This window comes from Chryseobacterium arachidis, assembly GCF_900129245.1.
GTDB lineage: Bacteria > Bacteroidota > Bacteroidia > Flavobacteriales > Weeksellaceae > Chryseobacterium > Chryseobacterium arachidis.
In genome coordinates this window covers 52751-77724 of the sequence record NZ_FQUT01000008.1, presented here as the reverse complement: position 1 = coordinate 77724, position 24974 = coordinate 52751, and the positions used below count along the sequence as shown (strand labels likewise).

The 24974-nt window shown below is 35.5% G+C and carries 25 protein-coding genes; 12 read left to right on the top strand and 13 right to left on the bottom strand.

Annotated features, from left to right (window positions below):
* Positions 1–24 precede the first annotated feature (24 nt).
* The 3 genes from BUA89_RS14460 to BUA89_RS14450 all read left to right on the top strand — a co-directional run bounded on the left by BUA89_RS14460 (position 25) and on the right by BUA89_RS14450 (position 3180).
* Entirely contained in the window at positions 25–1062 is a 1038-nt protein-coding gene (locus BUA89_RS14460; protein WP_228420566.1) for a peptidylprolyl isomerase, read from the top strand.
* Positions 1063–1298: 236 nt separating this feature from the next.
* Complete coding sequence (locus BUA89_RS14455) at positions 1299–1874, top strand: hypothetical protein (protein ID WP_072959383.1); 576 nt, start codon at positions 1299–1301, stop codon at positions 1872–1874.
* Positions 1875–2016: 142 nt separating this feature from the next.
* Positions 2017–3180 carry an aspartyl protease family protein gene (locus tag BUA89_RS14450; RefSeq protein ID WP_072959380.1) on the top strand — a complete coding sequence of 388 codons (1164 nt, stop codon included), beginning with the start codon at positions 2017–2019 and terminating at the stop codon, positions 3178–3180.
* Between the two features lie 207 nt (positions 3181–3387).
* On the opposite strand, the gene BUA89_RS14445 is transcribed toward BUA89_RS14450, so the two are convergent.
* From BUA89_RS14445 to BUA89_RS14420, 6 genes are all read right to left on the bottom strand, one after another.
* Entirely contained in the window at positions 3388–4743 is a 1356-nt protein-coding gene (locus BUA89_RS14445; RefSeq protein WP_072959377.1) for a M20/M25/M40 family metallo-hydrolase, read from the bottom strand.
* Positions 4744–6150, bottom strand: a complete 1407-nt coding sequence (locus tag BUA89_RS14440) for a M28 family peptidase (RefSeq protein WP_083531688.1) — start codon at positions 6148–6150, stop codon at positions 4744–4746.
* Between the two features lie 54 nt (positions 6151–6204).
* Complete coding sequence (locus BUA89_RS14435; RefSeq protein WP_072959373.1) at positions 6205–7449, bottom strand: DUF1015 domain-containing protein; 1245 nt, start codon at positions 7447–7449, stop codon at positions 6205–6207.
* A 2-nt stretch (positions 7450–7451) separates the two neighbouring features.
* Complete coding sequence (locus tag BUA89_RS14430) at positions 7452–8414, bottom strand: D-2-hydroxyacid dehydrogenase (RefSeq protein WP_072959370.1); 963 nt, start codon at positions 8412–8414, stop codon at positions 7452–7454.
* Between the two features lie 124 nt (positions 8415–8538).
* Positions 8539–9603 (bottom strand): 3-phosphoserine/phosphohydroxythreonine transaminase, encoded by a 1065-nt coding sequence (gene serC, locus BUA89_RS14425; RefSeq protein WP_072959367.1) that lies wholly within the window; start codon positions 9601–9603, stop codon positions 8539–8541.
* A 122-nt stretch (positions 9604–9725) separates the two neighbouring features.
* Positions 9726–10076, bottom strand: a complete 351-nt coding sequence (locus tag BUA89_RS14420) for a 4Fe-4S dicluster domain-containing protein (protein ID WP_072959364.1) — start codon at positions 10074–10076, stop codon at positions 9726–9728.
* Between the two features lie 59 nt (positions 10077–10135).
* Between BUA89_RS14420 and BUA89_RS14415 the strand changes: the two genes are divergently transcribed.
* Genes BUA89_RS14415 through BUA89_RS14400 form a run of 4 tightly spaced genes read left to right on the top strand, consistent with a single transcriptional unit; the run spans position 10136 to position 12897 of the window.
* Positions 10136–11170, top strand: coding sequence for an acyl-CoA reductase (locus BUA89_RS14415; RefSeq protein ID WP_072959360.1), 1035 nt, complete (start codon positions 10136–10138; stop codon positions 11168–11170).
* Positions 11171–11209: 39 nt separating this feature from the next.
* Positions 11210–11656 carry a hypothetical protein gene (locus BUA89_RS14410; protein ID WP_072959357.1) on the top strand — a complete coding sequence of 149 codons (447 nt, stop codon included), beginning with the start codon at positions 11210–11212 and terminating at the stop codon, positions 11654–11656.
* Between the two features lie 57 nt (positions 11657–11713).
* The gene (locus BUA89_RS14405; RefSeq protein WP_072959354.1) at positions 11714–12178 is read left to right on the top strand and encodes a hypothetical protein; all 465 of its coding nucleotides are present in this window, start codon (positions 11714–11716) and stop codon (positions 12176–12178) included.
* Positions 12179–12210: 32 nt separating this feature from the next.
* Entirely contained in the window at positions 12211–12897 is a 687-nt protein-coding gene (locus tag BUA89_RS14400; protein ID WP_072959351.1) for a Bax inhibitor-1/YccA family protein, read from the top strand.
* Between the two features lie 141 nt (positions 12898–13038).
* Here the strand turns inward: BUA89_RS14400 and BUA89_RS14395 are convergent, their stop codons facing one another.
* From BUA89_RS14395 to BUA89_RS14380, 4 genes are all read right to left on the bottom strand, one after another.
* The gene (locus BUA89_RS14395; RefSeq protein WP_072959348.1) at positions 13039–13287 is read right to left on the bottom strand and encodes a DUF6952 family protein; all 249 of its coding nucleotides are present in this window, start codon (positions 13285–13287) and stop codon (positions 13039–13041) included.
* Between the two features lies 1 nt (position 13288).
* Positions 13289–13594 carry a thioredoxin family protein gene (locus BUA89_RS14390; protein ID WP_047402181.1) on the bottom strand — a complete coding sequence of 102 codons (306 nt, stop codon included), beginning with the start codon at positions 13592–13594 and terminating at the stop codon, positions 13289–13291.
* A gap of 296 nt (positions 13595–13890) precedes the next feature.
* Positions 13891–14523 (bottom strand): peroxiredoxin, encoded by a 633-nt coding sequence (locus BUA89_RS14385; RefSeq protein ID WP_072959344.1) that lies wholly within the window; start codon positions 14521–14523, stop codon positions 13891–13893.
* Positions 14524–14775: 252 nt separating this feature from the next.
* Positions 14776–15969, bottom strand: coding sequence for a pyridoxal phosphate-dependent aminotransferase (locus tag BUA89_RS14380; RefSeq protein ID WP_072959339.1), 1194 nt, complete (start codon positions 15967–15969; stop codon positions 14776–14778).
* 278 nt (positions 15970–16247) lie between these two features.
* On the opposite strand from BUA89_RS14380, the gene BUA89_RS14375 reads away from it, so the two are divergent.
* The 5 genes from BUA89_RS14375 (at position 16248) to BUA89_RS14355 (ending at position 21499) form a co-directional block, all read left to right on the top strand.
* Positions 16248–17069 carry a GLPGLI family protein gene (locus BUA89_RS14375; protein ID WP_072959336.1) on the top strand — a complete coding sequence of 274 codons (822 nt, stop codon included), beginning with the start codon at positions 16248–16250 and terminating at the stop codon, positions 17067–17069.
* A 92-nt stretch (positions 17070–17161) separates the two neighbouring features.
* Positions 17162–17797, top strand: a complete 636-nt coding sequence (gene rsmG, locus BUA89_RS14370) for a 16S rRNA (guanine(527)-N(7))-methyltransferase RsmG (RefSeq protein ID WP_072959333.1) — start codon at positions 17162–17164, stop codon at positions 17795–17797.
* 64 nt (positions 17798–17861) lie between these two features.
* Positions 17862–18269 (top strand): hypothetical protein, encoded by a 408-nt coding sequence (locus BUA89_RS14365; protein ID WP_072959329.1) that lies wholly within the window; start codon positions 17862–17864, stop codon positions 18267–18269.
* Between the two features lie 3 nt (positions 18270–18272).
* Complete coding sequence (locus BUA89_RS14360) at positions 18273–18809, top strand: DUF922 domain-containing protein (RefSeq protein ID WP_072959326.1); 537 nt, start codon at positions 18273–18275, stop codon at positions 18807–18809.
* The gene (locus tag BUA89_RS14355; protein ID WP_072959322.1) at positions 18806–21499 is read left to right on the top strand and encodes a PD-(D/E)XK nuclease family protein; all 2694 of its coding nucleotides are present in this window, start codon (positions 18806–18808) and stop codon (positions 21497–21499) included. The genes BUA89_RS14360 and BUA89_RS14355 overlap by 4 nt, the downstream gene beginning before the upstream one ends.
* 80 nt (positions 21500–21579) lie before the next feature.
* Here the strand turns inward: BUA89_RS14355 and BUA89_RS14350 are convergent, their stop codons facing one another.
* From BUA89_RS14350 to BUA89_RS14340, 3 genes are all read right to left on the bottom strand, one after another.
* Positions 21580–22758: an acyl-CoA dehydrogenase family protein gene (locus BUA89_RS14350; protein ID WP_072959319.1), complete on the bottom strand. Its 1179-nt coding sequence runs from the start codon at positions 22756–22758 to the stop codon at positions 21580–21582.
* A gap of 122 nt (positions 22759–22880) precedes the next feature.
* Complete coding sequence (locus BUA89_RS14345; RefSeq protein WP_072959315.1) at positions 22881–23669, bottom strand: NUDIX hydrolase; 789 nt, start codon at positions 23667–23669, stop codon at positions 22881–22883.
* A gap of 23 nt (positions 23670–23692) precedes the next feature.
* A complete protein-coding gene (locus BUA89_RS14340) occupies positions 23693–24880 on the bottom strand; it encodes an MFS transporter (protein WP_072959311.1) in 1188 nt (395 codons plus the stop codon).
* Positions 24881–24974: the final 94 nt, after the last annotated feature.

Here is a 24974-nt window from a genome sequence, read left to right as displayed (position 1 = left end):
AGTTGTACACCAATTTATAAAAAAATGAACGTAGACAAAGAAACTTACGAAGGTCTAAATGACGGACTGTATGCGAATCTTCAGACGACAAAAGGTAATTTGATCGTAAAATTCGAGGATAAAAAAGCGCCTGTAACTGTAGCCAATTTTATTGGTCTTGCAGAAGGTAAAATCGACAACAAAGCAAAAGCTAAAGGAGTTCCTTATTATGACGGAACGATTTTCCACAGAGTAATCAAAGATTTCATGATCCAGGGAGGTGATCCTCAGGGAACGGGAATGGGAGATCCTGGATATAAGTTTGAGGACGAAAAAAACGACCTTAAGCATACAGGAAAAGGAATCCTTTCTATGGCGAATTCAGGACCCAATACAAACGGTTCTCAGTTCTTCATTACAGAAGTAGCTACTCCTTGGTTAGACGGAAGACACACGATCTTCGGAAAAGTGGTAAAAGGTGAGGAGGTAATTGATGCCATTGCAAACGTAGAAAAAGGAGCTCAGGATAAACCTAAAACAGATATCGTTTTAGAAAAAGTGTCTGTATTCAGCAAAGGTGACGAGTATAAAAACTACGATCCGGCAAAAACTTTCACGGAAGGAAAAGCTAAGATCGCAGAAAATAACAAAATCGCTATTGCTAAGGAAGAAGCAGACAAAAAGAAAAAAGAAGAAGAGTTCGCTGCTAATCAATTGAAAATGGTTGAAGATCTAAAAGCAGGAATGCAGAAAACTGAATCTGGTCTTTACTATAAAATCACAAAAACAGCTGACGGTAAAGCTCCAAAGTCTGGTGATAACGTTTCTGTACATTATGCAGGAAAATTGGTAGACGGAACAGAATTCGATTCTTCTTTCAAGAGAAATGAGCCAATCGAAATTCCTATCGGAATGGGCAGAGTAATCAAAGGTTGGGACGAAGGGATCCTTTTATTAAAAGAAGGTGAAACTGCTACTTTACTAATTCCGCCGGCAATGGGTTACGGAGAAAGAGGTGCAGGAGGAGTGATTCCGCCAAATGCATGGTTGGTTTTCGATGTTGAGCTTGTAAAAGTAAAATAATCTGAACTTAAAATATGTAAAGCCGTCCGAAAGGATGGCTTTTTTGTTGAATAAGTTTTGTAACGATTGTATTAAATCTTTCGACAGATTCAAGAAAAAAATCCATCGTCACTTCGAGTAACGGAATGAAATGGAGTGTATCGGGAAGTTCATTAAAAAGATTTCAATACAATTTACCTTCCCTTTACTTCGAAAAACCACCCGAATTGACATGAATACAGATTAATATTAACATTATGAAAACCAAATCATTTTTATTTCTGTTTGTTTTGTTGTCGTTTCTGTCTTTTGCGCAGACAAAAGCAAATTCTGATGATGTAGCCATCAAAAAAAATCTGACGTATTTTGTCAATACTATTAAAACCAAAAAGATTGATCAATCGGTCAACTGTATCTATCCGAAATTATTTACAGTTATCTCAAAAGATCAGATGACCCAGATTCTGAATATGACTTACAATAATCCATTCATCAAAATTGATATACAGAATCTGCAGTTTGGAAATATCGAAAAACCTGAATTGATTAACGGCGAATATTTCTCCATCGCCAATTATTTTCTAAAATTAAAATGCAATGTCGGTGCCCTGAGCGACGATATGAAAAAGAAGGCAAACAGTGCTTTGATGAATAAATACGGTAAAAATAATGTGAAATATTTAGCGAATGAAAATGCGTATGTCATCAGTGCGAATATGAGAGCCTGCGCCGTTTCCAAAGACAGAAAATACTGGAAATTTGTGATTGTTGAAAAGGAGTATAAATCTCAGTTATTAAAAGTTTTGCCGAAGAAAGTTCTGGATAAAATTTAGAAGTTGAGTTGAGATATTGAAAGCTGTCCGATGGGATGGCTTTTTGATTTTTAATACGGAAAAATAGATTTCTAAAATTTATTGTGGATGATGATTCTTGGGAAGAATAAAGAAAAACCTTATTTTCGTGTAAAATAAGCCCATGAAAAAACTCCTATACTCACTCTTCTTATTTTCAACGATTACAATTTCTGCGCAATCTAAAAAGTTTTTCACAAAAGGAGAAGCAAAACTTCAGCATCCTGTAGAGAAAATCAATCTGAGATTTGAGAATAATCTGCCGTTTGTGAAGGTGAGTATTAATGGTAAATTCTATAATTTTCTGTTCGACTCCGGTGCGCCGACTGTGATTTCTCATGCGATCTACAACGAACTGAATCTTAGCAAAAAGTACAAAAGATCAGTCAGCGATTCTAACGATAAAGTTCAGCAGCAGATCTTTACCGAACTTCCTGAAATGATCGTTGATGAAGTGATTTTTAAAAATATTGGAGCTGTTGTTCTGGATCTTAATTCAGCGGAGCTGGGTTGTCTGAAAGTCGACGGAATCATAGGGGCCAATCAGATGGCAAAACTGTTTTGGAGAGTCAATTATGCTGAAAATTCTTTAGAAGCAACAAACGACTTATCGCTTTTCGATTTGAAAGATTATTCCACGATCATCCCGTTTGATCCGAAACCTCAGAAAACTCCAATGGTAAAAACCCGCCTTTTTGACAAAGACATAGACTTTACTTTTGATACAGGCTTTTCCGGAAGGTTTGAAATTTCAGACACGAAGTTTGATGCTAAAAAGGCACGAAAAGTAATAGAAACATTCGGAACACGCTCAACAGGTGCATTTGGAGTGGCAAAACCAACTACGGCATCCATTTTCAAAACTGATGTATTGACTTTGGGAAATGGTATTTTTCGGGACGAGATAATTTCTACAAGCATTTCAGACCTGCTCGGAAACGAATTTTTAAAAGATTTCTCATTCATATTTGACTGGAAAAATAATAAAATCTATCTTAAGCCAATAAAAATCAACCCTCCCAAGCTTGAATCCTTTGGTTTTACATACCGTTTTATAGATCGAAAACCGGTTGTTGCTTTTGTTTTTCAACAGCAGGATTTCCCTCTGAAAATAGGAGATTCTATCATCAGTATCAATGAGATTATGCTGGACAATTTGGATGACGATTCGGTTTGTCATTATTCGATCAACAGAATTGAAAAAAATCTGAAGGCCATTACTATTAAAATAAAAAGAGACGGAAAAATTCTTGATTTTAAGATGGAAAAGAAGGAATATTTAAACTGATTTTGGTTTTACAGAACGGTTTTTATTGGAACTATTTAGAAGATTTTCTTAAGTGTTTCGCGTAAACATATCTTGTAATATTACCGAAATTTAAATACACGTTTCGCTTTATAAAAACATTTTCGATGTTCTTAAAAAAACTTGAACCTCTTAAATTTCTTAATGATTAAAAATAAAAAAACCGCCTTTAAAAAGCGGTTTCCTATATTACCAATTCTTGTCAATCATATAAATAATCTGAGTTAAAGTACTTGCGCCCAGAAGCAGTTCTCTTCGGTTCACCTTTTCAAAAGTATCTTCTTCCGTGTGGTGAATATCGAAATACCTTTGCGAATCAGGAACCAGTTCTGCGGTCGGAACGCCCATATCATGAAGCGGGTAAAGATCTGTTCCGGAATAGGTGCCTGTAAAATCGTAAACGCCGTAAGGTAAAAACAGTTTTGCCCAACTTTGGATCTGTCTTCTTTTTTCATCATCCATTTCTAGGGAAATCCCTCTTGGGGTAAAGCCTCCTGCATCCGTTTCTATTGCAAAAAGATGTTCTTCATTATTCTCTTTGGCTGTTTTTCCGTACTGAACACCACCTTTCACTCCATTTTCCTCATTCGCAAAACAGACTACCCGGATGGTATGGTTATTTTTAATTCCCAATTTTTTGAATGTTCTCAGTACTTCAATACTTTGGACAATTCCGGCTCCGTCGTCATGTGCGCCCTCACCAACATCCCAGGAATCCAGATGTCCGCCAACAACGATCACACTTTTGTCTTTTTTACCGGTGATCTCTCCAATCACAGAATGTGATAATTTTTCACCTTTCATTCCGCAATTGGAATTGAGTTTGGCGGTAACTTTTTGTGATTGTAAAAGTTCTGCCAATTCATCAGCCGTGGTATTTCCGATGGCAACGGCAGGAATTTTTTTATCGTCGCTGTAACGCATTGCTCCCGTATGAGGAACATTGTCGAAAGCCGAAGAAAGCGAACGGATAATCGCAAACTTTCCTCCTTTTTTGGCAGTTAACGAAGCGGCTGTCGTTCTGTACTTTGCGGCATCGCTGTACCCTTTGAAAGTCTCTATATAAGACTGACTGAAAGGGTAGTTGAAGAAAACGATTTTATCCTTTACCTGATCAGCAGAAAGTTTGTCATAGTCTTCCATCGATTTTACCATGATGATTTCCCCTGAAACATCTTTCCCGCCTGTACCTTCAGAATTTCCCAGAGAAAGCATTTTTAAGCTTTTCCATTTTCCGTTGGAGGTCTGAATCTGCAAAGATTCTTTACCTCTTACCCAAACAGGAATCATCACTTCCTGAAGCCACACTTTATCGGCTCCGGCATTACGAAGTTTCTGTTCTGCCCATTTTACGGATTTTTCATAAGCCTCGGAACCGCTTAAACGGTGACCAATATTTTTAGTTAAATCTCTTAATTCTGTATATCCTTTTCCGTTATTTAATATTTCCGTAGAAATTTTTGCAAACTGTATAGAATCTTCCTGGCTCTGACCAAAAACCGCCAGATTCAGAAGTAATAATGATGTTCCTAATATCTTTTTCATTTACCAATTTTTATCAATCATAAATATCATCTGTGTCATCGCAACCGCACCCAGAAGAAGCTCTCTTTTATTAACCTTATCAAAAGTGTCTTCTACCGAATGATGATAATCGAAATATCTTTGAGTGTCTACTACCAGCTCAGCCAAAGGAATATCAAGTTTTTTCAACGGAGAAATATCCTGAATGGCTTCTGTCTGTTCAAAATCGTAAACGCCGTAAGGAAGGAAATAATTTTTCCATTCGAAAACCTGCCTTCTTCTTTGTGGAGACATGTCTAAAGAAAATCCTCTCGGCGAATAGCCTCCGGCATCTGTTCCTAAAGCAAAAATATGTTTTTCATCTTTCTTTTTCACGTAAGCGGCGTACATTTCGCGACCCTGTCCACCGTTTTCACTGTTGGCATACAAAACCACCCTGATGGTATGATTATTTTCATAGCCTAATGCTTTAAGCGTTCTCAGTACTTCAATACATTGTACCACTCCGGTTCCGTCGTCAATTGCACCTTCACCAAAATCCCAGGAATCCAGCTGGGCCCCTAAAACAATCACTTTAGAATCTTTTTTACCCGGAATTTCCGCAATAATATTCGGATTGGTGGTATCGCCTTTGGATTCGGCAGTCATATTAAGCTTGGCGGTAACTTTTTGCTTTTGTAATAGTTTTTCAAGTTCATCAGCAGATTTTACCCCAATCGATAATGCAGGAATTCTTACCTTATCATCCGGTTCATAATACACCATTTTTGCATGCGGAGTATCATCATTAGCCGTCGTTAATGATCTTATAATTAATGCTTTTGCCCCTGTTTTAGCAATAACAGAAGCAGAAATAAGCTTGGATTTTGCCGTCAGTAAATAAGAATCGCTGGTATTGAAGATTTTCGGATCCATCGGAACATTTACAAAGACAATTTTATCTTTCAGTTGCCCGATAGCCATGGCATTCAGTTCGGATGTACTGCTGATTAAAACGATTTCGCCTACAAGATCTTTTCCGCCCGTTCCTTCAGAATTGCCGAAGGATAGCATTTTAATACTTTTCCAGTCTCCGTTTCCTGTTTTTATCTGTAAAGATTCTCTTCCCCTGATCCATATCGGCGCTTTGGCTTCCTGCCTCCAGATCATTGGGATATCAATGTTTTTAAGCTTTTTTTCTGCCCATTCTACGGCCTTTGTATACCCAGGAGTTGCGCTGAATCGCGAGCCGACATTTTTTGTCAGTTCTCCAAGGTTGTTGTAGGCAGTTCCGTTCACCATGATTTCGTCTGAAATCTTCTTAAACTCTTCGTGATAATTAAATTTTGCCGTAACTGCAGTTCTCTTTCCCGGGCTTTTTTGTGGTTTTTTCTGAGAAAATAAAAATCCACCCCAAAAGAGTGGAATTATAATGAAGATTTTTTTCATTTTTATTTACCTTTCTTTTTCCGTTGCTAAAAGTAGGGAAAAATTAGTAATTTACTAAGGTTTCATATCGTACATTAACAGTGCTGTAACCAATTTAGGTTCAATGAATGTACATTTTGGAGGCATGCTCAGCTTAAGATCAGAAATTTTAATCATATCATTAAAACTTACCGGATAAATACCGAATCCTGCTTTACCTTCTCCGTTATCTATTTTTTCTTTTAACTGATTAATTCCCTGTATATTAGAAGTGCCTTTTACGTAAGAAATCTTTTCAGAGCTGTCCGGATCTTCAATTTTTAAAATATCCTTGAAAACATATTTATCCAACAGATGGTGATCAAGATTATCCAAAGACATTTCCGGGGAACGCAGGTCGTGCTTTACGTGAAGAGAGTAAAACTTACCATCCATATACATCGAAATGTGGAATTTCTGAGACGGGTAGTAGGCAGTTTCTCCTTTTTCGTGAATCAGGAAATATTTTTCCAGTTCCTTCAGGAATTCTTCATTTGACAAACCGTTGATATCCGCTACGATCCTGTTATAATCGTGAATTTTAATAGATTGGTTAGAAACAATAAAGCTGTAGACAAAGTTGTAAAGCTCCGTACCGTTATGTCTCTTGTTTTTATCTTTCTGACGCTTTGCATTCAATGCGGTAGAACCAATTCTGTGGTGTCCGTCGGCAATGTAAAAAGAATCTATCTGATCGATAACTTCCTTGAACTGCTGTAATTTCAGACGGTTGTCGATTCTCCAGATTTTATGTCTGATCCCGATCGTATCTACATGATTGAAAATAGGAACATTTTTCTCCTCATGGTTCATCAGCAATTCAATCTTAGAATTGGCAGGATAAGTAAGCAAAACAGGTTCTGCCTGAAGATTTACTTTCTCAAGATAATGAGCCAGCTTTTCCTTTTTCTGAGGAATCGTACTCTCATGTCTTTTGATCTTGCCACTCCAAAAATCTTCAATACTAGCCAGTCCTAAAAGGCCTCTGAAAACCTGTTTATTGGGATATATCTGCTCATAAAGATAATAGGCAGAACTGTCCTGAACGAGTTTTTTCTCTTCCATCAGCTCTTCGAATGTAGACCGGATTTTTCTTAAATTCCTGTCTATATCTTTAGATTTACTTACAACATACGGCTTGATCATATTGATGTAAGTATCTTCAACTTGAGCTTTTTCCGCGATCTCTTCCTGGGTAAAATTATCCAGCGGATGAGTAGGGAAGGTGCTCTCATGATCTTTATGAGGTCTTATTCCACGAAATGGTTTAAAAATAGGCATATTTACTGTATAGTTTCTTTTATCTTAATAATTTGTTCTGCAAGTTCGATTCCGATTTTTTCCTGAGCATCCACCGTATTTCCACCGATATGAGGGGAAAGCGACAGGGCAGGGTTCATCAGCAAAAGTACTTCAGGATTCGGTTCTTTTTCAAAAACATCCAGTGCGGCTCCCGCTACTTTTCCAGACTCAATAAAATCTACCAGAGCCACTTCATTCATCACACCACCTCTTGCAGTATTTACAATATAGACTCCATCCTTCATTTTTTCAAACTGAGGTGTGTCTATGATGTATTCATTCGTTTTCGGAGTATTGATGCTGATAAAATCTGAATCTTTTAGGAAAGCATCCATATCATTGGTAGAAGTGATCTCAAAATCCAGAGACTGTCCGTCGAAAAATTCTAAGGTTAGTGTTTTTGTTTTGGGTTTTCTTGTCAGAACTTTTACCTTCATTCCTAAAGAAATTCCCATTTTCAGCACTTCCTGACCGATACTTCCAAACCCGATTACTCCCAATGTTTTTCCTGAAAGCTCATAAGCATTGGCAAACGACTTTTTCATTGCGTTGAAATGCGTTTCTCCCTCCAGAGGCATTAGTCTGTTGGATTCGTGAAGAAATCTTGCTAAAGAAAAGAAATGTCCGAATACCAATTCTGCAACCGACTTTGAGGATGCGGTAGGGGTATTGATGATATATTTTCCTTTTTCAATGGCATATTCAACGTCGATATTATCCATGCCGATACCGCCTCTTCCGATAATTTTCAGGTTCGGGCAGGCATCAATCAGGTCTCGTCCCACTTTCGTGGCACTTCTTACCAGGAGAACGTCTACATTATTTTCGTTGATGAAATTAATGACATGGTTTTGTGCAACTCTGTTGTCCAATACTTCAATTCCGGCATTTTTAAGTGCCAGCTCACCCGATTTCGAAATTCCGTCGTTAGCTAAAACTTTCATGGTTTTCCTTTTAATTTAAATAATCAAATAGTGAATTATTAAAAATTTAAATAGTTGCGCAAATTAAGAAAATTTAAAATAATATCCGTTAATTATTTAAATATTTGAATTTCAATATTTTAAACTATTTTATAGATTTCATGACATCTACCAGAACCTGAACACTTTCGATAGGTAAAGCATTGTATAAACTTGCTCTGTAACCACCCAGACTTCTGTGTCCGTTCAGTCCGCTGATTCCTGCAGCTTTCCATGCAGCGTCAAATTCATCTTTTTTGCTTTCATCGGTAATTTTGAAAGAGACATTCATTAATGAACGGTCTTCTTTTACACAGAACGTTTCGAATAACGGATTGCTGTCGATCTCATCGTATAAAAGTTTTGCTTTTGCTTCGTTTCTTGCTTCAGCAGCAGCAATTCCTCCATTGTTTTCTAAATGTTGTAAAGTCAGCAAAGATGCATAAACAGGGAAAACCGGCGGTGTATTATACATCGATTCCTTTGAAATATGCTGAGAATAATCCAGGATTGAGAACATATTTTCTCTTCCTGTTTTACCTAAAATTTCTTTTTTGATCACCACTAAAGTTACCCCTGCAGGTCCCATATTTTTCTGAGCGCCGGCATAGATTAAATCAAATTTCGAGAAATCAAGCTGTCGAGAGAAAATATCAGAACTCATATCGCAAACCATCAGCGTATCCACTTCCGGAAAAGATTTCATCTGAGTTCCGTAGATGGTATTATTTGATGTGCAGTGGAAATAATCGTATTCTGAACCTACCGTATAATCTTTTGGAATGAAAGAATAATTTTCTTCTTTTGAAGATCCGACAACATCAACGGTTCCTACTTTTTTTGCTTCTTTAATCGCTCCTGCCGCCCAGGTTCCTGTATCAAGGTAAGCCGCTTTTCCGCCTACTTTCATCAAATTGTAAGGAACCATCGCAAACTGAAGGCTAGCACCACCTCCTAAGTATAAAACTTCGTAATCATCTCCTAAGTTCATCAGTCTTTTTACAATCGCGCGTGCTTCATCCATTACCGCAACAAAATCTTTGCTTCTGTGCGAAATTTCAAGAAGTGACAACCCAATTCCGTTAAAATCTAAAATCGCCTGTGCTGATTTTTCGAAAACTTCCTGAGGTAAGATACATGGCCCCGCGCTAAAGTTGTGCTTTTTGCTCATATTATTTCTTTTTTTGGATTTGCTGTAAAAATTTCTCCTTACAGCTTTATTTATAGTTTCTTATTAAATTCCTGAATTTTTGTATATAAAAAACCGCCTCATGAAGAATGAGACGGCAGCTTTTATTCTCCGTGTAAGAATGCTTTTTTATTAAGCAGAGCTTCTTCAGATTCTACATGGTCCTCATCCGGAACACAGCAATCGACAGGACAAACTGCGGCACACTGAGGTTCCTCATGGAAACCTTTACACTCCGTACATTTGTCTGTAACGATGAAATATACATCATCACTTACGGGCTCCTGCGGCGAATCTGCATCAATTGTCAATCCTGATGGCATTGTTATCGTGCCTTTAAGTTCAGTACCTTCTGAAGCTTTCCAATCTACTGCTCCTTCATAAATTGCATTATTCGGACATTCCGGTTCGCACGCCCCGCAATTAATGCATTCATCAGTTATTTTAATAGCCATCGCTAATTTTTTTTAAATTTGCACAAAATTACAAAATATTCCCCAATTGTAAAGAAATTATGAATATTGAAAATCAAGTTTTAGGACTTACGAAATTAAGCAGTTATATAAAAGCGTTTTTAGCAAAAAATCCTGATGAATATAATGAAAATGATGTTGATTTTGAACTTTTGTTAAAAAGATCGGAAATTGAAAATCCATGGTTTACCATTGAAAGTCAGAAATTGGCTTTGGCGCAATGGGCAGATTTGCTGACTGAGAAAAATATTAAAAGTTGGATCAATGAATACAAGATCTCACAACTCTCAAAAAGAGTAGGGCTTATTCTTGCCGGAAATATACCATTGGTGGGCTTTCATGATGTGATTTCTGTGGTGTTGAGCAATCATATTCCGGTTATTAAACTGTCTTCGAAGGATAGATATATGATTCCCTTTCTGTTGAAAAAATGGAAAGAATTTTCAGACAATCAAATTGAATTTGAATTTGTTGAAAAACTGGAAAATTTTGATGCAGTAATCGCAACAGGAAGTAATAACACCGCAAGATATCTTGAGTATTATTTTAAAAACCAGTTGCATATCATCAGAAAAAACAGGACTTCAATTGCTGTTTTGAAAGGTGATGAAACAGATGAAGAATTGCAGTTATTAGCCAAGGATATTTTCCAGTATTTCGGGTTAGGCTGTAGGAATGTAACCCGATTATTTATTCCAGAGGATTTTGTAATCGACAGACTGTTTGAGAACTTTTTAGGTTTTCAGGAAATTATCAATCATAATAAATATGCGAATAATTATGATTACAACAGAGCGATTTATCTTTTGAATCAGGAAAAATTCTGGGATAATAATTTTGTCATGCTGAAGGAGGATGACAAATTATTCAGCCCGCTTTCTGTGATCAATTTCAGCAGATATTCTTCTTTGGATGAAGTGAAAGATTTTATCAGTGAAAATGAGGAGAATATTCAGTGTGTGGTTGCAAAACAGGAACTTGCATTGGATTCAATTGCGTTGGGAGAGGCTCAGAACCCAGGGCTCAATACATACGCAGATAATGTGGACACTATGAAATTTTTATCGGTAATATAATTCTTCGTATCTTGCTTACAATCAATCATCAAATTTAGTATGAAAAAATTATTCTTAATACTTGCGGTTTTGGCTTTTCAAATGGGATTTTCTCAGGAAAGCAAAGTGAAAATTGTTGAAAGTAAGAAAATCGAATTAACCGGTGAATTAAGCAAAGACAAAATTGATCTTTACAACCACCAGTTCTTGAAATTTGTAGCTGCTTTGAAGGCTTCGGATAAAAATGCAGTCAATGCTTTGATTTCAGATAAAGTGAAAAATATTGTTTCAGATCAGGTTATTGAAAAGCTAGTTGGAGGCATCAGTTTCGACCGGAAAACGGAAGTGTATAAATCCGGTAATCAAAAGCTGTTGGATAACGAGACTTATCCTGCTATTCAATATAAATATGAGGATGATAAACAGAATCCGCCGAGAGATATTATCACGGTTATCTTCGAGAATGACGGAAAAATTTTAGGAGTGAAACCTGAATACAGCAAATGATGTACAGGCGATACAATAGGGAGTGAAAAATTCCGTTTACCGGATATAACTAAAATAATGAAAAAAATACTTTTAATTTTCTCTGTTTTATCACTTCAGTTGTTTTTTTCACAAAAAGGGAAAGAGCCGAAAACTGAAGGCAAGAAGAATATAGTCGAAAATACAAAGCCTTCTTTAAGTTTAAGCAAAGAAGAAATAGAAATGTACAACGGAAAGTTTCTCAAATTTATTGAGGCTTTAAAAGCTTCTGACCGTAAGGCAATGGATGCCCTGTTATCTGAAAGAGCCAAAAAAATGGTTACCGATGTTGTTTATCAGAAACTTTCTGCAGATATCAATACCCAAAAAACGTTTGAAATTATTAAAACGGGTTATAAGCCATTGATTGACGGAAGCAGCTTTCCGATGATCCAGTATAAATATTCTGATGACAAAGCGGCGGAACCGAAAGAAGTTATTACGGCAGTATTTGAAGCAAGCGGGAAAATATTGGGAATTAAACCTTATAAGATCACGAAATAAAATTATTTAAACATTTTAAAAACAAAATAACTATGATGACAGATGTTTTAGTTGCGCACGCTAGAGACGTGGAAAAAGAAGAGTTTTACAAAAAAACCTATTTGCATGTTGCTTTGTCAATTCTTGCATTTATCGGGGTAGAAGCCGTACTGTTAAAGATCGTTCCGGATCAGATAATCTATGCGATGTTTGCTCAGCGATACATTTGGCTGTTGATTATCGGTGTATTTTGGCTGGCTTCGGTATTGGCTACGAAATGGTCGCTTTCATTGAGCAGGTCGACACAATATTTAGGGCTTGGATTCTATGTTTTACTGGAAGCAATTATTTTCCTTCCGTTAATTAAAATAGCGACGCTTTACGCTGGTCCGCAAGTTATTTTTCAGGCTGCAATGTTAACAATTGCCATGTTTGCAGGGATTTCTATGGTGGCTTTTACCTCAAAAAGAGATTTTTCGTTCCTTAGGAATATTATTATAATCGGAGGATTTATTTCTTTAGGATTAATCGTTGGCGGAATGCTTTTCGGATTCAATCTAGGGCTTTGGTTCTCCGTGGGAATGGTTATTTTGGCTTCTGCAACGATTTTATATCAGACCAGTAAGCTTAAGGATTCTTATGCAACCAGTCAGTATGTCGGAGCATCTTTACAGTTATTTGCTTCTATCATGCTTTTATTCTGGTATATTTTAAGCATTTTTATGAGCAGAAGAAATTAAGAAATAAAAGAAATTTTATAAACCCAAAAAATCCTGATGTGTCTTTTCATCGGGATTTTTTATTTAAAAAAATATGGGGAAACTTCGCGCGAAGTCTGTGTTTTTAAATAGTAATTTTAAGATTAAGTTATAATCTGAAATCTACTTGTCAATCGATCCTAAAACCTTTTGAGCAAATGAGTTTAAAGCGTCCTTTTCACTCATTCCGTTCTGTACATTGGCATGAACTTCCAATGCTCCGCAGATATTGGTAATTAATTCTCCGGCAACATTCATGTCTTCCTCTGTAGTTCCTCTGAACTCGGTGAAGCTTTCTAAAACTTCTAATGTTTTCTCAAGGTTTTCAGGAGTCTGATTCTGAAAAAACTGTCTGATTACAGGTAACTTCATCTTATAATTCGTTAAATAAATTAATTAAACTTTCCGCCTGGTTAGACTGAACCTGATTCACCAATTCACCATTTTTGAAGATCGCAAAAGTAGGCAGGTTGTCAACTTTTGCTAATTTTCTGCTTTCCGGTAATTTTTCTGCATCTACATAAAGGAAAGGAATGCTGTCGTTTTCAGACGCCAGTTTTTTGAATTTCGGCTTCATGATTCTGCAGTTTCCGCACCATGTAGCACCGTATTGAACGACAACTTTTTCATTATCGCTTACTATATTTTGAAGGGTATCTTCTGTTAATTCTGTATACATAATTTTAATTTGAAAATTTGGAAATTTATTAATTTGAAAATGCTTAGAGTATGTTTAAATTTATAGTCTCTCTATTTTAAGGATTTAGCAGATTAAAAACATTGAAAATAGATCTCTCAATCAGCAAAATCAGCGAGAATTATATTAAAAACTGATTGAGAAAAACTAAAAGCTAATCATATAGAATTTAAAATAATAAAACTTAAACATGCTCTTAGAAACAGAAAATGAGATAATTCTTAAGTAATCATGCGATTAATTTTCAAATTATCTCATTTTCAAATTAACACATTGTATTAGTTCTTAGCCAAATACTCAGCAGTAGAAGTTCTGTCTGCTTTCATAGCTTCTTTACCTTCTTCCCAGTTTGCAGGGCAAACTTCACCGTGCTTCTGAACGTGAGTGTAAGCGTCGATTAATCTTAAATATTCTTTTACGTTTCTACCAAGAGGCATATCGTTTACAGACTCGTGGAAGATTTTTCCAGTTTCGTCGATAAGGTAAGTCGCTCTGTAAGTTACGTTAGAACCAGTGAAAACCTCTTCACCTTCTTCATTGTATTCGAAATCCTGATCTACAATTCCTAAAATGTTTGCCAATTGTCTGTGAGTATCCGCTAAAAGTGGGTAAGTTACCCCTTCGATACCCCCGTTGTCCTTTGATACGTTCAACCAAGCGAAGTGTACCTCGTTTGTATCGCAAGAAGCACCGATTACTTTGGTGTTTCTTTTTTCAAATTCAGGTAAAGCCTCCTGGAAAGCGTGAAGCTCAGTCGGGCAAACGAAAGTGAAATCTTTCGGATACCAGAATAAGATTACTTTTTGTTGGTTTTCTGTAGCTTCCTGGAAGATGTTGATTCTAAGATCATCACCCATTTCAGACATTGCATCTACTGTTACATTCGGGAATTTTTTTCCTACTAAAGACATAATTTCCTTGTTTTTATATTAAATTTTCTGATGCAAATATAGAAATATCACATCTATCAAACAACTGTATTTTGATAAATAAAATCTATAATTGTTTTTGATTAAAAATGACGGGAATATCTTTTAAAATCGTGCTTTTCATTATATTAAATAAATATTTTTTCAACATCCATTAAGTTTCCATCTATCATAAAAAGTAAAGCCCGAGTACAAACTCAGGCTTGATTTATTATTGAAGTGAATGATAAAATCTTAACTGGCTTTCTCCAATGCTTCTTTTATTCTTCTCATCGCTTCTCTCAATTCTTCTTCTGAAGCAGCATAAGAGAATCTGATGCATTCCGGGCTTCCGAAAGAAACTCCGCCTACACAGCCTACGTGAGCATTTTCTAATAAAAACATTGCAAAATCATCAGAATCTTTAATTTCGGTTCCGTTCAGTGTTTTTCCGATATAATAAGAAATATCCGGGAAGAAATAGAAGGCCGCCTTTGGTAAAAGCACTTTGAACCCCGGGATTTCCTTCATCAGATCATATACAAGGTCTCTTCTTACTTTGAAGGCATCAATCATGTATTTATATTCTGAAGGATCTGCTTTTAAAGCTGTAATGGATGCTCTTTGTGCCACGGTATTGGCACCGCTCGTCATCTGTCCCTGTACTTTTTCGCATGCTTTTGCCAGCCATTCAGGGCAGGCAGAGTATCCGATTCTCCATCCTGTCATCGCAAACGCTTTAGACATTCCGTTGATTACGGCTGTTTGTTCGTAAACTTCAGGAAACTGTGCGATAGAAGTCGTTTTGGTTTCGTAATTAATGTATTCGTAGATTTCGTCTGAAATTACCGTTACATGAGGATATTTGGCAATAACTTTTGCAATGGATTTTAATTCGTCATACGTATAATATCCACCGGAAGGATTACAAGGCGAACTGAAAAGAACTGCCTTGGTTTTATCTGTAATTGCTTCTTCCAATTGTTCTGCCGTGATTTTAAAATCGGTAACATAAGAAGTCGGAAGCATGACAGAATTTCCGCCCATCATTTTTACCATTTCATCATAGCTTACCCAATACGGATTAGGAAGAATAACTTCATCCCCATCATTGATAATGGCTGCTAAAACATTGATGATCGCCTGTTTGGCTCCGTTTGAAACACAGATTTGCGAAGGCTTGTATTCTAAATTATTGTCTCTTTTAAGTTTGTGAGAAATAGCTTCTCTTAATTCTAAAAATCCTGGAACAGGAGAGTAGTGACTGTAGTTTTCGTTGATGGCATCAAAAGCGGCCTGTTTTATATTGTCCGGTACATCAAAATCGGGTTCGCCGAGCGTTAAACTGATGACATCTATTCCGTTAGCCTTCATTTCTCTGGCTTTATTAGACATTACAAAAGTCTGTGAGTAACCAAGTCGATTTACTCTATCTGAAAGTTTATTCATTTAATTATTTTAAATATTTTCTATTTTAACAAATATATGATAAAAACTAATTTTGGAAAATTTTTGTGGGATGTTTTTTGACGGAAAATACGTGTCTGAAGTTGGAAGTTTATATACTTTGAGATTATTTTTTATCCTAAATGTTCTTCCGGTTCCCGACTCCCAACTTCCTGCCTATTAATAATTAAGGTAAATTACTTTACAGACTTTTGTTCAGATTAAAGTTTATCACTAGTTTTGTAGTTATTCGCCAAGTTTTAAATATTAATCCTTACATCATGTATAAATTACTTTTCTTTTTCATTGTTTCTCTGGTTTCGGCTCAGAATTACCGTTTCGTTTACGAGTATAAAATGAAGCCTGATGTTAAGAAAAAAGATTCCATCGTTACCGATTATATGAATCTTGATACCAATGGCAAAAAATCGTATTTCTATAATGCAGTAAAGTATGAAAGAGATTCTCTGTATGCGATAACGAAAAGTTATAAAGATCTGCTTTCAGCCAAATCTTATGATCAAAATCTGAGCTATGTTGTAGAAAAAGATTATTCTAAAAAAGAAATGAATTTTTATGATAAATTCAAGACAGTCAATTTATCAGTTCCTGAAAATGAAACTCCGAAGTGGAAGATTGAAAAAGAGTTTTTAATAATTAATCATATCAATTGCCGGAAAGCCATGGCAGATTATAAAGGAAGAATTTGGGAAGCATGGTTCAGTAAAGATTATCCTGTGAATGATGGTCCTTACAAATTTTCAGGACTTCCTGGGCTTGTGGTAAGCTTAAAAGATTCTGAGAATAATCATATTTTCAATTTAATTCAGATTAAAAAAGTAAAAGGAATTTTTTCGCTTTTGCCAAAATCAACTAAAAAAATGACATTCGCTGAATATAAAAAAACAATGAATGGATTTACCTTCACCAATGAAGATATTCAAAGCATGAACATCAATAAACAAACAGGAAATGCTGATATTCAGTTAAAAGATGGCTTTATTGCAAGGGTGGGACTTGACGAAATGAAAAAAATAAAGAATCTGGACGAAGAAATTGCCAGGCGTTTAAGAAGAACCAACAATTATATCGAAAGAAATTAATCACAAAAGATTGTCACCCGGCAATCTTTTATTTTTTGAGATTTGAATTACGCTGATAAAAAACTTATTTTTGCCTTCTTATAATATTTCACATGTCTACAACGTTACTACTAAAATACTTTCCGGATCTTACAGAAACACAGATCGATCAGTTCAATAAATTGGAAGATTTATACAATGAATGGAACGAAAAAATCAATGTGATTTCCAGAAAAGATATGGAATCTCTGTACGAAAAGCACATTTTACACTCTTTGGGAATTGCAAAAGTGATGGAATTTGCACCGGGAACAAAAGTTTTGGATATCGGTACAGGAGGTGGTTTTCCGGGAATTCCTTTAGCGATTTTGTTTCCCGAATCTCAATTTACGCTGATCGATTCTATCGGTAAAAAAATAACAGTGGTAAAAGCAGTAGCAGAAGGAGTTGGATTAAAAAACGTGACTGCCATCCACGGGAGAGCAGAGAAATTAAAGGAAAAATTCCATTTTGTGGTAAGCAGAGCGGTTACCCAGATGCCGGAGTTCCTGAGATGGCTGAAAGGCAAATTTGAAAAAGAACAGTTTAATCCCAAACATAATGGAATTTTATATTTAAAGGGTGGAGATCTTGCCGAAGAGCTTGCCGGATTGAAATGTGAAATTTTCAGTCTTAAAAACTATTTTGATGAAGAATTTTATGATACAAAAAAAGTAGTGTATCTATCGAAAGGCAATTTTAATTCTTAATTTAACATATATAAGGAATAATTTTTGCTGAAAATTTAATAATAATAATCAAAATGTTGTACTTATGAAAAAGTTTTTCCATATTGGGTTTTCTGCATTGGCTTTAGGATTATTTTTTATTTCATGTAATGATGACGACGATTATCAAACCATAGAATCTGTAGATAAAATAAAAATCGACAGTGTAAAAATCATTAATGATACGATGGACGTTTTTAGCGTGCAGAGTATTAAGACTTATTCTACTTATCCGTCTCACTGTCAGGGGTTTTACGGCTATGATTATATTCATAACGACAACCTGAACAGAACGGTAACGGCTTATAAATACATTACCAACGGACCTTGCACAGAAAGTACTTATACAGCGGCAAGTCAGATAAATTTCAGCCCGCAGCATGCGGGAACTTATACTTTTAAATTCTGGAACGGTGATAATAACTGGATCACCAAAACAATTGTAGTTGAATAAAAGATGAAAGGGATTTTTGTAGCGTGTTTTCTGGTTTCCAATGCTTTATTTGGACAGAAAATTATTTGGAATGAAAATGTAAAATTAAACTGGAGCAATTTTAAAAGTAAGGTAAACCACAGAAGCGGCGGTAATGTAGTGGCATATACCAACTGTGGCTGGGCTTATTCTTATGTAAAATCTTCGAACCCGAAAGCTCCCATAGAAATCGAAATTCAGACTGTTTTTAATGAAGATAAATCATGGAAAGACACGAAAAGAATCAATGACTATGTTTTACTGCATGAACAGAAGCATTTTGATGTAGCGGAAGTTTTTTCAAGAAAATTAAGAAAAGAAGTGTCGGAAAAAATTAAAACAGGTGCTGATTTTGATAAATATTTTCAGGCAATTTACAACAGAATCCTTAGAGAATACCAGAATTTTCAGAAAGCTTACGATGGTGAAACAAGGAATGGCATCGTGGAGGAAAAACAATCGGAATATAATCGTATTATTGCTGAAGAGTTAGAAAATTATAAAAGCTATAAAGCATCTTGAAATTTCTAAATAAAATTGTCCACGAATTATTAGACCAAAACCCGGATTTATCTGCGTTCAATATCGTTTTGCCCGGAAAACGACCCATTGTTTTTATACGCCAGATCCTGGAAGAAAATAATTATTCAGGATTTCTTCCCAACTTTTTTACCATCGAGGAACTTATTGATAAAATAGCGGACAAACAGCCTATCAATGGAATTTCCCTGTGGCTTTTTTCGTATGATGTATATAAAAGTCTTAATCTTATTCCGAATGATGATTTTGCCGAATTTCTGAAATGGTTTCCCACATTACAAAAGGACTGGGACGATATGCTGAAATTCTCCGATAGCGATGAAGCTGTTTTGAGATACATGTTTGATGAAGAAAGAATTAAAGAATGGGCGCAGGATCTGGGTGAAGATGATAATGCCCCACGAAAAAAATTCCTCAATTTCTGGCAGAATATGAATATTTTTCTTCCCGCACTTAAAAAAAAGCTACAGGAAAAAAACTGGGCAACTTCGGGAATGATCCATGAAACAGCAAAAGCTAAAATTGATGATTATGCTAAAAACACAGAGGGAAAGTTTGTTTTTTGTGGCTTTAACGCTTTTACTCCGGTTGAGGAAAAATTGGTGAGAAGCCTTTTGCAGTGGGATAAAGGACAGTGTTTTTTTCAGGCAGATCATTATTATTTTGATGACGAAAGACAGGAAGCGGGAAAGTTTCTGAGAAACCATAAAACATGGAAGGAGTTTGATGATCACCGTGCTTTTCAGTGGATTGAGGATGATTTTAAACAGCCTAAAAATATTAAGGTATACGAAGTTTCGGGAAATATTACTCAGACAAAAATTTTACCGGAAATCTTCAAAACTATAGAAAACAAAACCTTTTCGAATACGGCTGTTGTATTGCTGGATGAAAATCTGCTTCCTGCAAGTCTTGATGTGATGTACAGTGTTCCTAATCTGAACATTACGATGGGTTTTCCTTTGAAAAATCTTTCTTTTTCAAATGCCGTAAAGCAACTTTTTTACCTTCAGAAACAGCTCGAAAAAAATAAGACTTCTTACTATTACCGTGATGTTTTCCCAATTCTTGAAGAACTTCCTAAATCTGCTGAAGATGAGTTGGTCATCAATCAGTTTAAAGCACAGGTTGAAGAGCGAAATATTGTTTATATTTCTAAAAAGCTTATGCAGGAACTTCTGGGTGAGCTCTCTTATTATCATTTGCTTCAAAAGGCAGAATCTGTCAACATTTATCTAGAATCTTTGATAGCATTCTGTAAACAGATAAAATGGCTGGAGATAGATGATATTCAGTATGAAAATGTGTCTCACTTCGAGAATGCTTTCAGGATCATCAGAAATCAATTGTCACCGTATCAGTTTGAAATTAAAATGGATACGCTGGAAATTTTGATTAATCAGCATATTAATTCAGAAAGTATTGATTTCCAAGGAGAACCTTTGCGGGGTTTGCAGATTATGGGTTTATTGGAGACTCGTCTTTTGAATTTTGAAAACGTGATTATGCTTTCCGTGAACGAAGGAAAATTACCCCTCGGAAATTCGCAGAATACCTATATTCCTTTTGATATCCGAAGATTTTTCGATCTTCATACGTTTTTGGAAAATGACAGTATTTATGCCTATCATTTTTACCGTCTCATCCAGGATACTAAAAATGTTCATTTGCTGTTCAATGCATTAAGTTCAGGGGTAAATACAGGTGAAAAAAGCAGGTTCATCACTCAGATTGAAATGGAAAGCTCTCACCAGATCGAACACCTGATTATTGAAAATTCTTCCGAGCCTATTATTACACAACCGATCGAAATTTCAAAGACAAATATTGTTCTGGAAAGACTGGAAAAGTGGAAGGAAAAAGTTTCTGCGTCACACCTTACAAGTTATCTTTATAATCCGATTGATTTTTATCTTTCCAAGATTTTGAATACCTCCGAAAGTGATGAAATTGAGGAAGAATTATCTGTTAAAAACTACGGGAATTTAGTGCATTATACACTTCAAGAAGTATATGAAGTATTAAAAGGTAAAATATTAAAGGAAAGTGATTTAAAAAATTCAATTAAAGAAATAGATCACTATATTGAAACTGCGATTGGCAAGCTAAAACACCAGCCCGAATTTTATGAAAAAGGAATGAACTTTATTCATAAAGCCATTGCCAAAAAAGTAGTGGAAAGTATCCTTAATTATGATCTGGAATTGGTAAAAAGCGGAAATAAATTAGAGATTTTAGACATTGAAAAACGCTTTGAAAATGTCGATTTTTATCTTGATGAAAAAAATAAAATTTCTTTCTTTGGATTTATTGACCGGATTGATAAGCTAAACGGAACTTTAAGAATTATTGATTATAAAACGGCAAAAATCAAAAATCTGATTGTAAAAATAGATGAAGAAAACCGTGAAGATTATTTTCATAAAAGCGACAGAAAGCAGGCACTGCAATTGTGTATTTATCAATACGTCGTTCAGAATCTCCCCGAATTTTGGGGGCTCCCGATAGAAACCGGAATCTGGAGTTTTGCCGAAGCCAAAAAAGGGGTGGTTTCTCTACAGTTTGAGAAAGGAAATATTGATGATGCGATGGCTTCCGTAAAAAGCCTGATCGAAGAAATCCTTAATCCGGATATTAATTTTATTGAAGAAATTAAAACCTATTCAAATTAATATGATCTGATGGTTTCAAATAAAATAGAAAGAGCTTGACAATATCATCAAGCTCTTTTGTATTTTTAAATTTTTAAAATTTAGAAAGCATTTATTCCTGTAATGTCAAGACCTGTAATCAACAAATGAACGTCATGAGTTCCTTCGTAAGTAATTACAGATTCAAGGTTTGCAGCGTGGCGCATCATTGGGAATTCTCCCATAATTCCCATCCCTCCAAGGATCTGACGGGATTCTCTTGCAATTTCGATCGCCATATTCACATTGTTTCTTTTCGCCATAGAAATCTGTGCAGGAGTTGCTTTGTGATCATTTTTGAGATTCCCTAATTGCAAACAAAGTAATTGAGCTTTAGTGATTTCTGTTAAAAATTCGGCTAATTTTTTCTGTTGCAACTGGTAAGAACCAATTGGTTTTCCAAACTGTTTTCTTTCTTTAGAATATTGAACAGCAGTACAATAGCAATCAATCGCCGCACCAATTACACCCCATGAAATTCCATATCTCGCTGAATTTAAACAAGATAAAGGTCCTTTCAGACCTGTAACTCCCGGAAGTAAATTTTCTTTCGGAACTTTTACATCGTTGAAAACCAATTCCCCTGTTTTTGAAGCTCTTAAGCTCCATTTATTGTGTGTTTCAGGTGTTGTAAAGCCTTCCATTCCTCTTTCAACAATCAGTCCCTGAACTTTTCCTTCTTCATTTTTTGCCCAAACTACCGCAATGTCGCAAAGCGGAGAGTTGGTGATCCACATTTTTGCCCCATTCAAAAGATAATGATCTTCCATATCTTTAAAATGAGTTTCCATAGAACCCGGATCAGAACCATGATTAGGCTCTGTAAGACCAAAAGAACCAATCATTTCCCCCGCAGCTAATTTTGGTAAGTATTTTCTTTTCTGTTCCTCAGAACCGAATTCATTAATTGGGAACATCACCAAAGAACTTTGCACAGAAGCGGCAGAACGAACAGCAGAATCTCCTCTTTCAAGTTCCTGCATAATCAAACCGTAAGAAATCTGATCGAGACCGGAACCTCCGTATTCAACAGGAATATATGGACCTAAAGCCCCAATTTGCCCCAATTCTTTCATCAGATTCGGGATATCTGTATGGTTTTGTGCTGCATGATCAATCTGTGGCATCACAAAACTTTCTACCCAATCTCTTACAGATTGGCGGATAAGTTTATGTTCTTCGGTAAGTAAGGCATCAATCCCGTAATAATCAGGAATGCTCGTAAGGGAATAATATGACATTATATTTTAATTTTTCTAAAAATAACACTTTTAGGCATTACAGAAAAACTTTTTTATCATGTATTTTATAGGTTGAATTTCAGTGACTTATTCTTTGTTTTTCGTTATTTGGAATCTTAATATCAGATTTCATCATCGTTGAAAATGGATGAGCTGTTTGAAGAATTATTAAGATCGCTTTTAAATTTATACAGATAGGGAGCTTTATTGGCAGAACCGTCATATAATTTTTCCATTCTTTCTAATGAATTCATGCTCAGTATCTTACGTTGGAAATTGTTTCTTCTGAATTTTTCGCCCAGAATTGTTTCATACAAAGACTGAAGATCTTTCATCGTAAATTTTTCCGGTAATAAATTGCTTGCAGCAATCTGAGTATCAATATTTTTACGAAGGTATTGTAAACCTTCGGCAATAATTCTGTCATGATCAAAAGCCATGTTTGGTAATTTACTCACCTCAAACCATGCACAGGTTTCATTGAAGGCATCCGGAAAAGTATTGGCTAAAGAAAAATCGATTAGACTGCAGTATCCTACCGTTAAGAAACGCTGTAAAATCCAGTGGTCAACGGGTACGTCTAAGCCTTTGTTGTTGATAAGGGTTTTGTGAACATTATTTTTTGTCCGGTCTAATCTTCCGAAAGTGTGGAATTGTTCTAGAAAAAGCCCTTTCAGGTGGGTTCTTTCATACAGAACGCGGTCTGCAGCTTCACGCAGATCTTCATCAATGAAAACAAAACCACCGGGTAACGACCACAAATTAAGGTCATGGTATTTTAATAAAAGTACTTTAAGGATATTATCATGAAAACCAAAAATGGTGCAGTCTACCGAAACGTTCGGTATAAGGTCTTTACTCTCAATAAGTTCTTTTAATGTTTCTATGTTTTTGTTATGATCAGTCTTCATGGTTGTAAAAATAGAATTATTTTCTAATTGTTTTTATCAGCAAATCTAAAATAAATTATACTAATAATAAAGACTAAAATTACAGCGCATAAGATATACATGGAATAAAACTCCAATAACTGTTGATTAAACAGTACCGACATGATAATGGAACTTACTGAACTTCCCAGTGATGAAAATATAACAATCAGAGAGGTGAGGAGCCCGGCTTTTGCCTTATTGGTATGGGCAATCATTTTAGAATTAATTACAGGATAAAGTGGTGACAGAAATAAACCGATAACAGGAAATAAAAACAACAACGCCCGTGAATCGGTACTATCCAGATACTGAATTCCAAGGATGCAGATAAGCACCAGAATTATTAGTGATAAACAAAGTACATAATATCTGTTCAATGAAAATTTGTGGATGATATTGGCGGTGATGGTTCTTCCGATATAAGAAAACAAAGCCATAAATGAAGAGGCCTGAAGCGCAAAAAAAGAGTTTACCTTCAAATGGTTTTTATAATAGGAAGGCAGCCAGGAATTGAAACTCTGCTCTACAAAAACAATAGAAAAAATAACAGCTAAAAATATAATAACCAAAGGATTAATGAATGCGAGAAGATCTTTGAAGATATTTTCCTTTTCCGTTTTTAAAGGTTCTGAAATGGATAACCTGGAAAATAAGAAAATAGTAACAGCAGATAATACTGAAATTGACAGGAAGCCAAATTTCCAGAATTGGGAAAACTGGCTTGAAATAATCCACCCAAATCCTGTATTCACTACAAATACTCCGATCATGAAAGAGGCTTCTACACTGCTCATTGTTTTGGCAAGAGACTTTTCATCCGAAATATTATTTCTGAGAATTCCGTAGACACAGATTTTTCCTAACGCAAAGCATGTCCCGATGACGGCAAACCATAATTTGTAAAACCAAAACACTTCTACAAATGGTAAAATAAGTGAACAAAAGCCAACAACTGTTAAAGCCGAAATTAATGACTTTTTAGTCCCAAACTTACCAATAAAATTAACTGCAAAAAGCGAAATAAATGCAATGGGCAGATCTTTAAATGACTCTAAAAAACCTAACTGATCATACGTTATTTTTTCCTCGGAAAGTTGCAGAATTACGATGCCTACACAGTTTAATACCATTGAGAAAATTAGAAAAGTCAACTTGAGGGGAAGCGAAATTTTATGGAGTTGAGTCGTCATTTTGGGGATTGTTTTTATGGTATTTTTACAAAAAACGATGTTTTTTTGGAATAAATATAGGCCTTTAAACCCCCAAAAATAAACGAAATATTAA

Bases quoted from the DNA above. Each gene is read 5' to 3' on its own strand.
- BUA89_RS14460 (WP_228420566.1), top strand. From the start codon at position 25: ATGAACGTAGACAAAGAAACTTACGAAGGTCTAAATGACGGACTGTAT.
- BUA89_RS14455 (WP_072959383.1), top strand. From the start codon at position 1,299: ATGAAAACCAAATCATTTTTATTTCTGTTTGTTTTGTTGTCGTTTCTG.
- BUA89_RS14450 (WP_072959380.1), top strand. From the start codon at position 2,017: ATGAAAAAACTCCTATACTCACTCTTCTTATTTTCAACGATTACAATT.
- BUA89_RS14445 (WP_072959377.1), bottom strand. From the start codon at position 4,743: ATGAAAAAGATATTAGGAACATCATTATTACTTCTGAATCTGGCGGTT.
- BUA89_RS14440 (WP_083531688.1), bottom strand. From the start codon at position 6,150: ATGAAAAAAATCTTCATTATAATTCCACTCTTTTGGGGTGGATTTTTA.
- BUA89_RS14435 (WP_072959373.1), bottom strand. From the start codon at position 7,449: ATGCCTATTTTTAAACCATTTCGTGGAATAAGACCTCATAAAGATCAT.
- BUA89_RS14430 (WP_072959370.1), bottom strand. From the start codon at position 8,414: ATGAAAGTTTTAGCTAACGACGGAATTTCGAAATCGGGTGAGCTGGCA.
- serC (WP_072959367.1), bottom strand. From the start codon at position 9,603: ATGAGCAAAAAGCACAACTTTAGCGCGGGGCCATGTATCTTACCTCAG.
- BUA89_RS14420 (WP_072959364.1), bottom strand. From the start codon at position 10,076: ATGGCTATTAAAATAACTGATGAATGCATTAATTGCGGGGCGTGCGAA.
- BUA89_RS14415 (WP_072959360.1), top strand. From the start codon at position 10,136: ATGAATATTGAAAATCAAGTTTTAGGACTTACGAAATTAAGCAGTTAT.
- BUA89_RS14410 (WP_072959357.1), top strand. From the start codon at position 11,210: ATGAAAAAATTATTCTTAATACTTGCGGTTTTGGCTTTTCAAATGGGA.
- BUA89_RS14405 (WP_072959354.1), top strand. From the start codon at position 11,714: ATGAAAAAAATACTTTTAATTTTCTCTGTTTTATCACTTCAGTTGTTT.
- BUA89_RS14400 (WP_072959351.1), top strand. From the start codon at position 12,211: ATGATGACAGATGTTTTAGTTGCGCACGCTAGAGACGTGGAAAAAGAA.
- BUA89_RS14395 (WP_072959348.1), bottom strand. From the start codon at position 13,287: ATGAAGTTACCTGTAATCAGACAGTTTTTTCAGAATCAGACTCCTGAA.
- BUA89_RS14390 (WP_047402181.1), bottom strand. From the start codon at position 13,594: ATGTATACAGAATTAACAGAAGATACCCTTCAAAATATAGTAAGCGAT.
- BUA89_RS14385 (WP_072959344.1), bottom strand. From the start codon at position 14,523: ATGTCTTTAGTAGGAAAAAAATTCCCGAATGTAACAGTAGATGCAATG.
- BUA89_RS14380 (WP_072959339.1), bottom strand. From the start codon at position 15,969: ATGAATAAACTTTCAGATAGAGTAAATCGACTTGGTTACTCACAGACT.
- BUA89_RS14375 (WP_072959336.1), top strand. From the start codon at position 16,248: ATGTATAAATTACTTTTCTTTTTCATTGTTTCTCTGGTTTCGGCTCAG.
- rsmG (WP_072959333.1), top strand. From the start codon at position 17,162: ATGTCTACAACGTTACTACTAAAATACTTTCCGGATCTTACAGAAACA.
- BUA89_RS14365 (WP_072959329.1), top strand. From the start codon at position 17,862: ATGAAAAAGTTTTTCCATATTGGGTTTTCTGCATTGGCTTTAGGATTA.
- BUA89_RS14360 (WP_072959326.1), top strand. From the start codon at position 18,273: ATGAAAGGGATTTTTGTAGCGTGTTTTCTGGTTTCCAATGCTTTATTT.
- BUA89_RS14350 (WP_072959319.1), bottom strand. From the start codon at position 22,758: ATGTCATATTATTCCCTTACGAGCATTCCTGATTATTACGGGATTGAT.
- BUA89_RS14345 (WP_072959315.1), bottom strand. From the start codon at position 23,669: ATGAAGACTGATCATAACAAAAACATAGAAACATTAAAAGAACTTATT.
- BUA89_RS14340 (WP_072959311.1), bottom strand. From the start codon at position 24,880: ATGACGACTCAACTCCATAAAATTTCGCTTCCCCTCAAGTTGACTTTT.